We start from the raw sequence: 13,278 nt of genomic DNA, 5'->3' as shown, positions 1-13,278 counted from the left end.
CGGCTCAAGAGAGAGCGAACGCCGCAACAGGGCTGGCCAACAGGGCGAGCCCCGCCAGGATCAAGGCCAGCCTTGGCCGATACGGCAACAGCAACACCAGCAGCAAGGCGCTGAGCATCAACACCGCGCACCACTCCACCAGGCCCTGGCTCCAACCGGCGCCCAGCACCGAGGGCCAGATCGACACGCCCAGCAACAACCAACCGCCCACCCGCAACCCCAGGCGCCGAATGGCTGTGGGTTTGCTGTGCAGCAATTCGCCGTGGTGACGGTCGGTGGACAAGCACAGTGCCATGAACCCGGCGTAGCACATCAAAAGCGCCAGAAGCATCAGTTGGCCTGCTGCTTGAGTGTTAACCCGCGGGCACGCTCAGCCTTGGGTAGCGGCGCGCTGCGGTGATGCATCTTCCAGGCTGCCCAGGCGAGGAACGCGCCACTGGCCAGGCAGGTGAGGTCGAAGCCGGCCATCGCCCAGTCGCCGCTTGGCACAGAGACACCCAAGTGATGCGAGGTGGTGATGGCGTTGAGCAATGGAATGGCGGCAAACAACAGCGCGCCGAAGCTCAGTTGCTCGACCCAGCCCTGGCGACCGCGCCGCAGCAAGGCATGCAACAAGCTCAGGGCCCAGGCGATAAAGAACGCCTGCACTTCCCAGTCGGAACGCGCGGTGAAGCTCACCGGCAGCAGGCGGTTAGCCCAGAAAAACGCCGCGATGGCGATCATCAAGCCAGACATGCTGGCAATATTCAGCACTTCTACCAACCGCAGTTCAAAGGGCATCACCGAGGCCTTGGCATGCTTGAGCTGGCGCTTGCCCAGCCAGATCACCAAGCCTGTGCCGATCATCGCCGTACCCGCCAGGCCGCAGATAAAGTACAGCCAGCGCAGCACCGGGCCGGCGAAATGGCCCATGTGCAAACCGTAGAAACTGCCACCGATGGCCGTCGCCAATGACGGCTCGGCACTGCCTCGCAACAGCTCGCCGGTGGTGCCGTTGAACGACAACGTACTGCCGGAGGCATGCACCACGCTGTCGGAGCCAGCGCGCGACACGTTGACCGAAGCGTTGACATCGCCGGGGTTGTTGACCGCCACACGCCCCACATGCCCGCCCGCCCACTGTTCCCGCGCCTGCTGGTACATCGGCATCAACGGCAGCAGTTTGCCCGGCTGGCCGAGGGCCGGCGCATTGTCGGTAGCGGGGAACAGCTCACTGAAAAACGCCCGGCTGTCGTCGCCATAGGACGCCACGATGGGCGCAGGCATGACCATGCTCATGAAAATCACCAGGCTGCTGTAGGTGATCATCAGGTGAAACGGCAGCACCAACACACCCACCGCGTTGTGCCCGTCCAGCCAGGAGCGCTGGCCTTTGCCCGGGCGGAAGGTGAAGAAGTCCTTGAAGATTTTCTTGTGGGTGATGATGCCGGTGATCAGCGCGACGAACATCACCATGGCGGCGATGGTCGACAGCCAGCGGCCCCACGGGTAAGGCATTTGCAGTTGGAAGTGGAAACGATAGAAGAACTCGCCGCCCTTGCTTTCGCGGGCCTGCACCGGTTGGCCGGTGACGGGGTCGAGGACTTTCTGGATGAAGGTACCGCGCTTGCCGGGTTCGAGCTTGTCTTGCCACATCACCGACAAACCGGGGTCGCGGCGGTTCGGCAAGGTAATGAACCAGCGTGCGGCGGTAGGCGCCTGCTGTTGCAGGTAGTTTTGTGCGACGGCGAGGCTGCGCCCATCGTCCAGGGGATGGGCCTGCACTTCGGGCTGCATCCAATGGGTTATTTCATCTTTGAAATAGGCCAGGGTGCCGGTCAGGAAAATCGCGAACAGCAGCCAGCCGAAGATCAAGCCTGCCCAGGTGTGCAGCCAGGCCATGGCCTGGCGAAAGCCCTCTTTCATGTGCGAGCCATCCAGAAACCAATGCCGGCCAGGGTGGCCAAGAGTGCGCTCGGCACCATCACCCCTGCCCAGGCGCGCCATGCCGTGCGGCAGGCAAAACACCAGAGCACCGCCAGCAGGTAGAACACAAAGGAACTCATCATGCCGGTGACCACCGCATCGGCACGGGAGGTGGGCAGCCAGAGCGCCAGGCAGATGGCGGCCAGGGAGGCCATCAGATAACCGCCAATCACCGCCGCCAGCACGCGCGAGGTGACGGCGAGGCGGTAGGAAACGGGCAATGAGGTTTTGCTTTTCATGCGGCAGGCGCCTGGTTCATCAGCGCGCAATATTAATGATAAATATTCTCATAAGCAAAAGAGAACGGATGAATCACCTGCCTTGGCCGATTGCCGAACCTTGTCATGCACCCTACAATGCGAACAATTCTTGTTCTCTAAAGCATGTCGAATGCTTGCGGAGTGATCGCGTTGCAGCCGTCCAACCCCGTCGAAGTGTTGTACAACGACCATCACCACTGGCTCACCGGCTGGTTGCGACGCAAGCTCGGCTGCCCGGAAAACGCCGCCGACCTGGCTCAGGACACCTTTATCCGCGTGCTCAGTGCCCGGGAAGCGCCAACGCTGATCGAGCCGCGCGCCTTCCTCACCACCGTGGCCAAGCGCGTGCTGTTCAACTTCTACCGCCGCCAGGACCTGGAGCGCGCCTACCTCGAGGCCTTGGCGCAGATGCCCGAACACGTGGCACCGTCGGAAGAAGACCGCGCAATCATCCTGCAAACCCTGCTGGAACTGGACCAACTGCTCGACGGCTTGCCCAAGCAGGTCAAACGCGCTTTCCTGCTGGCCCAACTCGACGGCCTGACCTACGCGCAAATCGGCGCGCAACTGGGCATCTCCATCGCCACCGTCAAACGCCACCTGACCAAAGCGGCCATGCGCTGCTACTTCGCCCTATGAACGTCTCCAGCCAAGTCGCCGAACAAGCCGTGCACTGGTTGCTGGAAATGCAGCAAGGCACGCTCAACCCACGCCAGCAGGCGGCCTGGCAGCAATGGTTGAATGCCCACAGCGAACACCAACGCGCGTGGGAGCAGATCCAGAGCGTCAACCAACGCCTGCGCGGCGTGCCCTCCCCCCTGGCCCACGCGGCGTTGAACGCGCCTACCTCCCGCAGCCGGCGTCAGGCGCTTAAATTACTGTTGATTGTGGGTGCCGGCTCGGCCGCCGCCTGGAGCCTGCGCCAGCAACATATCCTGCCGCCGCTGACGGCTGACTATCGCAGCCCGGTGGGCCAGCGCCGCACAGTACAACTGGCCGACGGCAGCCAGTTGCAGCTCAACACCGGCAGCGCGGTGGATGTGCATTTCGACGGCCAGCAGCGCCTGGTGCGCTTGCTTGAAGGTGAAATCCTGCTCACCGCCCGTGCAGGCCAGACGCCGTTGCACGTGCTGACCGGCCAGGGCCTGCTCAGCAGCCAGGCGGCGCGCTTGACTGTGCGCCAGTTCAACGACCACACCCAACTGGCGGTACTGGCCGGCCAGGTCGAGGTGATGCCCAACCGCTACAACGGCTTGGCGCTGAGGGTCGATGCCGCGCAGCAGGTCAATTTCACCCGCAAAGGCTGGGACACCCCACGCCCCACCGACGCCAACAGCGGCGCCTGGGCCGACGGCATGCTGGTGGCCGCACACATGCGCCTCGAAGACTTCCTCAATGAACTGGGACGCTACCGTCGCGGCCAGCTCCATTGCGATCCACACGTCGCCAACCTGCTGCTGTCCGGCAGCTACCCGCTGGACGACAGCGAACGCATCCTCGACCTACTGGAAATCAGCCTGCCGGTGAAAGTGCGGCGCTTTACGCGTTATTGGGTGACCGTGCAGGCACGGGTCTGAATTTATTTTACTTTTGTGTGAGCCGTTTTCCGCACCTGGCGTGACAGAGAAGGAAAGCCACCTTGATCCTTCCTTCTCAGGACCGCCCTTCATGCCCCAGCACCCGACGCTTCTCGCCCGTACACTGCGCCAACTCCTGCTCGGTGCCAGCCTCAGCCTGACCGCACTGCCGGCGGTGATGGCAGCCGACGCCAAGGCGTACCACATCGCACCTACTACCCTGGAAGCGGCCCTGAATCAATTCGGTCGCGAAGCCGGCGTGTTGGTGTCCTTCGGTTCCGCCGTGACGGCCGGGATGCAAAGCGCTGGGTTGTCGGGCAGCTACAGCGCTGCCGAGGGCTTGCAAAAACTACTGGAAGGCACCGGCCTGCAAGCCCGCGCCGAGGGTGACAACGCTTACAGCCTGCAACCGGCTGGCGCCCCTGCGACCCTGGAGCTGCAGACCTCCAACGTGGTCGGCGACTGGCTCGGTGACGCGGCGCAAACCAACGTGTTCGAGCACCCCGGCGCCCGTGATGTGATCCGCCGCGAAGAATTCGAACGCCAGGGCGCCACTCAGGCTCGCGATGTGCTCAACCGTATCCCTGGCGTCAACGCCCCGGACAACAACGGCACCGGTAGCCACGACATGGCGCTGAACTTCGGCATTCGCGGGCTCAACCCGCGCCTGGCGTCGCGCTCCACCGTGCTGATGGATGGCATCCCGGTGCCCTTCGCGCCTTACGGCCAGCCGCAACTCTCCTTTGCGCCGATCAGCATGGGCAATATGGACGCGGTGGATGTGGTACGCGGCGGCGGTGCGGTGCGCTATGGCCCGCAAAACGTCGGTGGCATCGTCAACTTCGTCACCCGTGCCATCCCGGATGCGCCGACGGTCAAGGGCGGTTTGCAGACCGAGACCAGCCCCTCCTCCAGCCACGACGGCTTCAAGACCACCGGCAACTTGCTGGCCGGCGGCACTGCCGACAATGGCTTGGGGGGCGCGCTGCTGTACTCCGGCACCCGCGGCGGCGACTGGCGCGAAAACAGCAACACGCGCATCGATGACCTGATCCTCAAGGGCAAATACCAACTGGACGATGCCAACAGCTTCAACGCCATGGCACAGTACTACGAAGGCCAGGCCGATATGCCGGGCGGTTTGAACGTCAAGGACTACAAGGCCGACCCGTATCAGTCCACTCGGCCCTACGACAAGTTCTGGGGCCGCCGCACGATGTTCAACGTCGGCTACCGCTACGAGCAGGACCGCCGCGAATTCACGGTCAACAGCTTCTTCACCAAGACCCTGCGCAGCGGTTACCTGGACCAGGGCAGTTTCCTGTCGCTGTCGCCACGCGAATACTGGGTACGCGGCCTGGAAACCCGTTTCGCCCAAGGCTTCGACCTTGGCCCCACCAGCCACGAAGTGGGCGTCGGCTACCGCTATATCAATGAAGCCGGTCACGAGTTGCGCTATCGCACGCCGATTGCCGCCAACCAGCAAATCCCCACCACCAACAGTCGCAACGACCGCGACACCCGTGGCGGCACCGAGGCCAACGCGTTCTTTATCGACGACCGCATTGATATCGGCAAGTGGACCATCACCCCGGGCATACGCTACGAGATGATCAAGTCCCAGCAAACCAACAACCTGAGCAACGTCAAATACAAGGGCGACTACAACACCGCACTGCCGGCGCTGAACGTGCTCTATCACCTCACCGATGACTGGAATCTCTACGCCAACACCGAAGGCTCGTTCGGCAGCGTGCAGTACAGCCAGATGCCCAACCGCGTGAACAGCGGCGAAGTGAAACCGGAAAAAGCCCGCACGTGGGAACTCGGCACGCGCTATGACAACGGCAATCTGCGTGCAGAAATCGGCGCGTTCCTGATTAACTTCGACAACCAGTACGACAGCAACCAGACCAACGACACGGTGATCGCCCGCGGTGAAACCCGTCACCAGGGCATCGAGTCGAGCATCAACTATGCGCTCGACGGCCTTAGCCCGGCGCTGGCCGGTTTCGATGTGTACGCCACTTACGCCTATGTGGACGCGACCATCCGCGAAGACGGGCCGAACAAAGGCAACCGCGTGCCCTTCTCGTCCAAGCACAAAGGCACCCTGGGCGTGGGTTACACCGAAGGCCCGTGGAAGCTGAATGTGGACAGCAGCTACCAGAGCAGCCAGTTCGCCGACAACGCCAACACCCAGGCCGAAAGCGCCGACGGTGCCAATGGACGCATCCCCGGCTACATGCTGTTCAGCAGCCGCGCAGCCTATGACTTCGGCCCGCAGTTGTCGGATCTGAATGTGGCGGTGGGGGTGAAGAACATCTTCAACAAGCAGTACTACACCCGCTCGTTCGACGACAACAACAAGGGCAAGTACGTGGGTGAGCCGCGCACGGTGTATGTGCAAACCTCTATCGCGTTCTGACTGCAATCTGCAGACTGCAACACCTCCCACAGTTGATTGTCGGTGTGTTTAGGATTGAATGGGGCTAGCTACCCGCCAGGCAACTCGGGGTGGCGGCCACCAACGCGTCAATGGCACACCGCGTCTTGGCCGGCATATGCGCCGCCGTCGGCCAGATCACATGGATCGGCGCAGGTTGCTCACGGTAGCTGGGCAGCACGGCCTGCAACTGCCCGCGCAGCGCATAGTGGGCAATCAACCAACTCGGCAACCAGGCCAGGCCTACGCCCGCGATAGCGGCATCGGCTACCGCCTGGAGGTCGTCCACGATCAAGGGCGAAGCCAGGCGCGAGCGCTGCGCGGTGTTGCTGCGGTAGGCAATGCCACGATGAGCGGCCAGGTCTTCGATACTGCCAATAGCACCCTTGCGCTGCAAATACGCCGGTGACGCCGCCAGCCCCATGGCCTGCTGACCCAAGCGGCGGGCACTCAGGCGGTCGGTGTCCGGCAACGGGCCGATGCGCACGGCCATATCGAAGCCTTCCTGCACCAAGTCGATCATGCGGTCGGAAAAACAAATGTCGATTTCCAGTTCCGGATAACGATCCAGCAAAGCCCATAACGCCGGCGCGGCATAGTGATGACCAAACGCCAGGGGCACGCTCACTCGCAAACGCCCGCGGGGTTGCTGACGGCCGCTTTCCAGCACGGACTCGGCGGCCTCCAGCTCCGCCAATGCGCGCAAGCAATGCTCGTAGTACGCCTGGCCATCCTCAGTCAACCGCTGGCGCCGGGTGGAACGCTGTAACAGGCAAGTGCCCAAACGCGCTTCCAGACGCGCCAGGCCCTTGCCCACCGCTGAACGCGTGAGGTTCAGGCGCTCGGCGGCTTCGGTGAGGTTGCCGCTTTCAACAATCTGCAGAAAGAGTTCGACACCATCAAAACGTGGGGTAGCCATGTTTAATTGTCGCCCTGTATTCCCTTATCTATGGAAAAGTTATCGCCAATAAAGAACCTGATTCCCGAGAGAATAGCCCCTCCCGCTTTCGAAAGGAATGTCGTATGTCCCGCGCCGCCGCACTCTCGGCCCTCACTCCCCCGCGCACCGCCAGGAACGGCCTGGCCCTCACCGCCGTCTGCCTGGTGGCCCTGATGTTCGGCCTGGAAATCTCCAGCGTGCCGGTCATCCTGCCGACGCTGGAACAGGAACTGGGCACGGGCTTTCAAGACGCCCAATGGATCATGAATGCCTACACCCTGGCCTGCACCAGCGTGCTGATGGCGGCGGGGACCCTGGCGGATCGCTTCGGTCGTCGGCGTGTGCTGGTGGTGTGTCTGTGGGTATTCGCCCTGGCCTCACTGGCCTGTGGCTTGGCCAACGATGCGCCGACACTGATCGCGGCGCGGTTCGTCCAGGGCATTGGGGCCGGGGCCATGATGATTTGCCAGTTCGCGATCTTGTCCCATCAGTTCCGCGAACCGGCAACGCGTGCGCGGGCCTTTGCGATATGGGGCGTGATCGCTGGCGTGGGCCTGGGTTTCGGACCGATGGTGGGAGCCTTGATCCTGGCCGTGGCGGACTGGCGCTGGGTGTTCCTGGTGCATGTACCGCTGACCCTGTTCACCTTGGCGTTGTTGCACATCAGCGTGCAGGAATCCCGCGACCCGGCCAACCATCGCCTCGACATCGCCGGCATGCTGACCATGACACTCACGGTGTTTGCGCTGGTTTATTTCATCACCCAGGGCAGCGAAATCGGCTTTGGCGCCCCGGCGATGCTCGGCTGGGCCGGCCTGGCGGTCTTCGGGCTGCTGCTGTTTATCTTGATTGAGCGGCGCAGCGCCCATCCGATGTTCGACTTCTCGGTGTTCCGCATCCAACGCTTCAATGGCGCGTTGATGGGCTCGATCGGCATGAACTTCAGCTTCTGGCCGTTCATGATTTACCTGCCGTTGTACTTCCAGGCAGGCCTGGGTTACGACACGCTGACCACCGGCGCCGCCCTGCTCGCCTATACCTTGCCCACTTTGCTGGTGCCGCCGCTGGCCGAACGCCTGGCCCTGCGCTTTGGCGCCGAACGCATCATTCCCCTGGGCCTGGGGACAATGGGCGCAGGGTTCATGGGGATGGCCGCCGTTAATTACGCCGGACAACCCAGCACCGCGCTGGTGCTGCTCAGTTGCGTGATCGCCGGTATCGGGCTGGCGTTGACCAATTCGCCGACCACCAACACCACCACCGGCTCCGTCTCGAATGACCGCGCAGGCATGGCCTCGGGCATCGACTTCAGCGCACGGCTGATCACCCTCGCGCTCAATATCGCGCTGATGGGCCTGGTGCTGTTGTTGGGGATCAGCCACAACCTGGCTCACGTGCTGCCTGACAGCACAACACTGGAGTGGACAAGACTCAGCCAGCATATTGCCGCCGGCAAGCTGGATGCGCCGGGGCTGACCGTTCAGGATGCGCAAACAGCGCTGCGCAGCGGCGCCGGCTGGGCCATGTTGTTTGCGGGGTTGGGCGCCTGCGGGCTGGCGATGCTGAGCCGGCATTTCTTCCGGCGTGAGCGCTGAACGAAAAACGGGCCTGCATGTGCAGGCCCGTTTTCAGTGGGGGAATAAAAAAACAATCAGCCGTTAATAGCAGCGTTTTCGTTTTCCAGGAATTCCTCTTCCAAAGCGTCTTCGTTCACTTTGTTGATTGGCTGGTTTTTACCGGCAGCGCGCGGCTTGCCTTGCAGTTTGCCAAACAGATGTTCCAGTGCGTGGTCGAGCTTGACTGCGGCGCCATCGATCGCTTGCTCCAGCGTATCGGCTTTATGGCACACGGAAACTGGTTGATGGCCCTTTGGCCGTGCTTCCAGACGGCAACTCAAATCGTGAGGGCCGGGCTTGTCGCCGTTCTCGTCTCGCAGGTAGACCTCTACACGGGTCAGGTCTTCTTCGTAGCGTTCGAGCGTGCTCTCAATGGTAGTACGTACCCACTCCTCCAGTCGGATGCTGCTTTCAATATGGTTATCGCTATTGACTTGGATTTGCATAGTTCTTCCCTTATTTCAGCTAGCTCGCCAGAGGTCACAAACTGCAACACCGGGGTGGTGAAACCATGACCTCTTGATTACACAATTGAGCACCTGCTGAAACATTTCAACCCCTTTGCAAAGATAAATCCTACATTACAAATTAACCCTGACGACGAGCAAAAACGCTGGTAGGGTGGGGAGTTAGTTACAACTTCTTACGTCCTGTTTTCCTCACAATTGCTCCTCTCCCAACGGGTGCAAGCTGCGAAAAATCCCCGCTTCCTCCACCAGCCAATCATGCACCGCACGCACGCCCGGATGGTTCAACGCGCCCGGCGCATACAGCAGTACATAGCGTTTATGGTTGGGCACCGCCAGGCCGAACGGCACGATCAGGGTGCCGCGCTCCAGCTCATCGTTCAGCAAGGTGCGCCGCGCAATCGCTACGCCCATGCCGGCAATGGCGGCTTCGATGGTCAAGTGGTTGCGGTTGAAGGTGTGCCCGCGCCGTACGTCGGCACCGTGGTAGCCGATGGCATTGAGGTAAAACTCCCACTCGGCATATTCATAACTCCCACGCCAGGCCGTGATGTCGTGCAGCAGCGGGAAATGCGCCAGATCCGCCGGGCCATGCAAGGGCGGGCGGCCACGCAACAGGCTGGGGGCGCACACCGGGAATATCTGTTCATCCAACAGGGCTGTGGATAACAACCCAGGGTAGCTGCCGTCGTTCAGGTCGATGGCCAGGTCGAAGTCGCCTTCATGCAGGGCGATGCTGCTGTCTTCGGCGACCATGCGCAGTTGAATGTCCGGAAAACGCTGCTGAAAACGTGGCAGACGCGGGGTCAGCCACTTGCCCAGAAACGAGGGGATCGAACGCAGGCGCAAGGTGCCGCTGATCATCCCGGCGTCCAGGCGCTGCAGTTCGGCATCAATGCTGCCATAAGCCTCCCCCACCACGGCCGCCAGGCGCTGCCCCTCGGCGCTGAGTTCAACGCCTCGCGCACGCCGATGAAACAGTCGAAAGCCCAGGCGCTCCTCCAGTTGGCGAATTTGCTGGCTCACCGCTCCGGGCGTGATGTGCAGTTCTTCGGCGCAGCGGGTGAACGACAGATGCCGTGCGGCGCAGGAAAACACATGCAACCAGACATAGGTCTGGCCGTGGAGGGGGCGAGTCATAGCGTTTAGTCCTGCTAAAGGGTGTCTTAGGATAATTCGTTGGTCAGTGCCGAGCCAGAGGCTCAGTATCGCGCCAATTCCGCCTGCTCTACAAAACATGGCAGCGATTTCTACTCCATTGCTTGTAAGGCTTTAGCATGGCTATCAGTGTTTTCGATCTATTCAAGGTGGGCATCGGCCCATCCAGTTCCCACACCGTCGGCCCGATGCGCGCTGCCGCGACGTTCGCCCAAGCCCTGACCGACCAGCATGTGCTCAGCCAAACCCGTCGCGTCGAAGTGCGCCTGTATGGCTCGCTGTCCGCTACCGGTGTCGGCCATGCCACCGACCGCGCCTGTGTCATGGGCTTGATGGGTGAATGGCCAGACCGCGTCGACCCCACCTCGATCAATGCGCGTATCCAGCAACTGCGCGAGTCCGGCCAATTGCTGCTGGCGGGCTCTCACGCAATTGCTTTCAATTGGCACACCGACTTGCTGCTGCTGGACGAAAGCCTGCCGTACCACCCCAACGCCATGTCCTTGCACGCCTATGGCGACAGCGGCCTGCTGAGCGAACAAACCTATTACTCGGTCGGCGGTGGTTTCATCATCGAAGCCGCCGAAGCTGCATCAGGCATTGCGCCGACCAGCGACGTGCAATTGCCCTACGACTTTTCCAGTGCCGTAGAACTGTTGGCCTTGTGCAACAAGCACGGCCTGCGGGTATCCGAACTGATGATGGCCAACGAACGGGCGTGGCGCAGCGACGAAGAGATCCGCAGCGGCCTGCTGCATATCTGGTCGGTGATGCGCGAGTGCGTGGAACAGGGCCTGCGCGATGAAGGCATCCTGCCCGGTGGCCTGGATGTGCCCCGTCGCGCCGCGAAGTTGCATCGCAACCTGTTGGAAATCGGCAAGCCTAACGTGATCACCTCGACCTTGTCGGCGATGGAATGGGTCAACCTGTTCGCCCTCGCCGTCAACGAAGAAAACGCCGCCGGCGGACGCATGGTCACCGCCCCGACCAATGGCGCGGCCGGAATTATCCCGGCAGTGCTGCATTACTACATGAAATTCAACGCCGACGCGTCTGACGACGACGTGGTCAATTTCTTCCTGGCCGCCGCTGCCGTCGGCATCCTCTGCAAGAAAAACGCCTCCATCTCCGGCGCCGAAGTCGGCTGCCAGGGCGAGGTGGGCTCGGCCTGCGCCATGGCCGCTGCCGGCCTGGCCGATATCCTCGGGGCCACCCCGGAGCAACTGGAAAACGCCGCCGAAATCGGCCTGGAGCACAATCTCGGCCTGACCTGCGACCCGGTCGGTGGCCTGGTACAGGTGCCCTGCATCGAGCGCAATGCCATTGCGGCGGTCAAGGCGATCAACGCCACGCAGATGGCCCTGCGCGGCGACGGCAAACACTTTATCTCCCTCGACCGGGTCATCCGCACCATGCGCGATACCGGCGCCGATATGCATGACAAATACAAAGAAACTTCACGGGGCGGCCTGGCGGTCAGCTGGGTGGAGTGCTGATCGGAGCACTGCTACCCGCCCCAACGTGAGCCCGCGCAAAAATAATAACGAGGCAATACCGATGACTGATGTACGTACACCTGCTGCCGAAAATCCCGATGTCAGAGAAAGCACAGTAACCACCGGCTGGACCAAACACGACACCACCTGGATGCTCGGCCTCTATGGCACCGCCATCGGCGCGGGCACCCTGTTCCTGCCAATCAATGCCGGCGTCGGCGGCTTCTGGCCGCTGATCGTGCTGGCATTGCTGGCATTTCCGATGACCTTCTTCGCCCACCGTGGGCTGACGCGCTTTGTGCTGTCGGGCAAATCCGGCGACATCACCGAAGTGGTCGAGGAACACTTTGGTGTCGGCGCCGGCAAGCTGATCACCCTGCTGTATTTCTTTGCGATCTTCCCGATCCTGCTGGTGTACAGCGTGGCGCTGACCAACACCCTCGGCAGTTTCATGGAACACCAATTGCACATGGCGCCCCCGCCCCGGGCGATTCTGTCGCTGGTGCTGATCCTCGGCCTGATGGCCATCGTGCGTTGCGGCCAGGGCGTGATCGTCAAGGCCATGAGCGTGCTGGTGTACCCCTTCGTGGCCGCCTTGCTGCTGCTGGCGTTCAGCCTGATTCCCAACTGGAACGGCGCGTTCTTCGCCTCGGCCAGCGAAGGCATGCCGTTGCCGCTGTTCTTCAAGACGTTGTGGCTGGCGATCCCGGTAATGGTGTTCTCGTTCAACCATTCGCCGATCATCTCCGCCTTTGCCGTGGACCAGAAGCGCGTCTACGGCGCCCAGGCCGAGCGCAAAAGCAGCGGCATCCTGGCCACCGCCCACGGCATGATGGTGCTGACCGTGATGTTCTTCTGCTTCAGCTGCGTGCTGGCGCTGTCACCGGCTGACCTGGCCGCTGCCAAGGCGCAGAACATTTCGATCCTGTCGTACCTGGCCAACCACTTCCAGACGCCGGTAATCGCCTACGCCGCACCGTTGATCGCACTGGTGGCGATCACCAAATCCTTCCTGGGCCACTACATCGGTGCCAGCGAAGGCTTCCAGGGGCTAATCGTCAAATCCCTGCGCGGGCGCAACCGTTCGATGTCGGCGAAATGGCTGGAACGCTGCACCGCGTTGTTCATGGTGCTGACCTGCTGGGCCGTGGCCACCTTCAACCCAAGCATCCTGGGCATGATCGAAACCATGGGCGGACCGATCATCGCGTGCCTGCTGTTCCTGATGCCGATGTACGCGATTCGCCGCGTGCCATCTTTGCGCCAGTATTCAGGTCAGGTATCGAATGTGTTTGTGGTGGTCATCGGCCTGATTGCGCTGTCTGCGATCGTTTTTTCCGTAATGCCCTGAAT

12 protein-coding genes are annotated in these 13,278 nt (G+C 61.9%); 6 read left to right on the top strand and 6 right to left on the bottom strand.

The window, feature by feature from the left end:
• Positions 1-4 precede the first annotated feature (4 nt).
• The 3 genes from BT199_RS07530 to BT199_RS07520 are packed head-to-tail and all read right to left on the bottom strand — an operon-like array spanning position 5 to position 2,204.
• Positions 5-331, bottom strand: a complete 327-nt coding sequence (locus tag BT199_RS07530; protein WP_019817655.1) for a DUF3325 domain-containing protein — start codon at positions 329-331, stop codon at positions 5-7.
• Entirely contained in the window at positions 331-1,905 is a 1,575-nt protein-coding gene (locus BT199_RS07525) for a PepSY-associated TM helix domain-containing protein (RefSeq protein WP_072434227.1), read from the bottom strand. The genes BT199_RS07530 and BT199_RS07525 overlap by 1 nt, the downstream gene beginning before the upstream one ends.
• Entirely contained in the window at positions 1,902-2,204 is a 303-nt protein-coding gene (locus BT199_RS07520; protein WP_014717062.1) for a DUF3649 domain-containing protein, read from the bottom strand. Before BT199_RS07520 ends, BT199_RS07525 begins: the two co-directional genes overlap by 4 nt.
• Positions 2,205-2,375: 171 nt before the next feature.
• Here BT199_RS07520 and BT199_RS07515 point away from each other — a divergent pair, with 171 nt between their 5' ends.
• The 3 genes from BT199_RS07515 (at position 2,376) to fecA (ending at position 6,230) form a co-directional block, all read left to right on the top strand.
• On the top strand, positions 2,376-2,864 hold the full coding sequence (locus BT199_RS07515) for a sigma-70 family RNA polymerase sigma factor (protein WP_014717061.1): 489 nt from the start codon (positions 2,376-2,378) through the stop codon (positions 2,862-2,864).
• Entirely contained in the window at positions 2,861-3,802 is a 942-nt protein-coding gene (locus BT199_RS07510) for a FecR domain-containing protein (protein ID WP_072434226.1), read from the top strand. Before BT199_RS07515 ends, BT199_RS07510 begins: the two co-directional genes overlap by 4 nt.
• Before the next feature lie 91 nt (positions 3,803-3,893).
• Positions 3,894-6,230: a TonB-dependent Fe(3+) dicitrate receptor FecA gene (gene fecA / locus BT199_RS07505; RefSeq protein ID WP_072434225.1), complete on the top strand. Its 2,337-nt coding sequence runs from the start codon at positions 3,894-3,896 to the stop codon at positions 6,228-6,230.
• Positions 6,231-6,294: 64 nt separating this feature from the next.
• Here the strand turns inward: fecA and BT199_RS07500 are convergent, their stop codons facing one another.
• Positions 6,295-7,167 (bottom strand): LysR family transcriptional regulator, encoded by an 873-nt coding sequence (locus BT199_RS07500; RefSeq protein WP_019817650.1) that lies wholly within the window; start codon positions 7,165-7,167, stop codon positions 6,295-6,297.
• Positions 7,168-7,271: 104 nt separating this feature from the next.
• Between BT199_RS07500 and BT199_RS07495 the strand changes: the two genes are divergently transcribed.
• Positions 7,272-8,783, top strand: a complete 1,512-nt coding sequence (locus tag BT199_RS07495; protein WP_014717057.1) for an MFS transporter — start codon at positions 7,272-7,274, stop codon at positions 8,781-8,783.
• Positions 8,784-8,839: 56 nt separating this feature from the next.
• On the opposite strand, the gene BT199_RS07490 is transcribed toward BT199_RS07495, so the two are convergent.
• Both BT199_RS07490 and BT199_RS07485 read right to left on the bottom strand, forming a co-directional pair.
• Entirely contained in the window at positions 8,840-9,250 is a 411-nt protein-coding gene (locus tag BT199_RS07490) for an HPF/RaiA family ribosome-associated protein (RefSeq protein WP_003188815.1), read from the bottom strand.
• A gap of 213 nt (positions 9,251-9,463) precedes the next feature.
• Positions 9,464-10,411: a LysR substrate-binding domain-containing protein gene (locus tag BT199_RS07485; RefSeq protein WP_014717056.1), complete on the bottom strand. Its 948-nt coding sequence runs from the start codon at positions 10,409-10,411 to the stop codon at positions 9,464-9,466.
• Positions 10,412-10,548: 137 nt separating this feature from the next.
• Here BT199_RS07485 and BT199_RS07480 point away from each other — a divergent pair, with 137 nt between their 5' ends.
• Together BT199_RS07480 and BT199_RS07475 are read left to right on the top strand one after the other, a co-directional pair.
• Positions 10,549-11,925: an L-serine ammonia-lyase gene (locus BT199_RS07480; protein ID WP_072434224.1), complete on the top strand. Its 1,377-nt coding sequence runs from the start codon at positions 10,549-10,551 to the stop codon at positions 11,923-11,925.
• Positions 11,926-11,986: 61 nt separating this feature from the next.
• Positions 11,987-13,276, top strand: coding sequence for a serine/threonine transporter (locus tag BT199_RS07475; protein ID WP_014717054.1), 1,290 nt, complete (start codon positions 11,987-11,989; stop codon positions 13,274-13,276).
• The last annotated feature ends 2 nt before the right edge of the window (positions 13,277-13,278 follow it).

The sequence above is a fragment of the Pseudomonas sp. NFR02 genome, assembly GCF_900119375.1.
Taxonomy (GTDB): Bacteria; Pseudomonadota; Gammaproteobacteria; order Pseudomonadales; family Pseudomonadaceae; genus Aquipseudomonas; species Aquipseudomonas paracarnis.
Note: the sequence above shows the minus strand (reverse complement) of the source record. Positions and strands in the feature narration are given on the sequence as shown.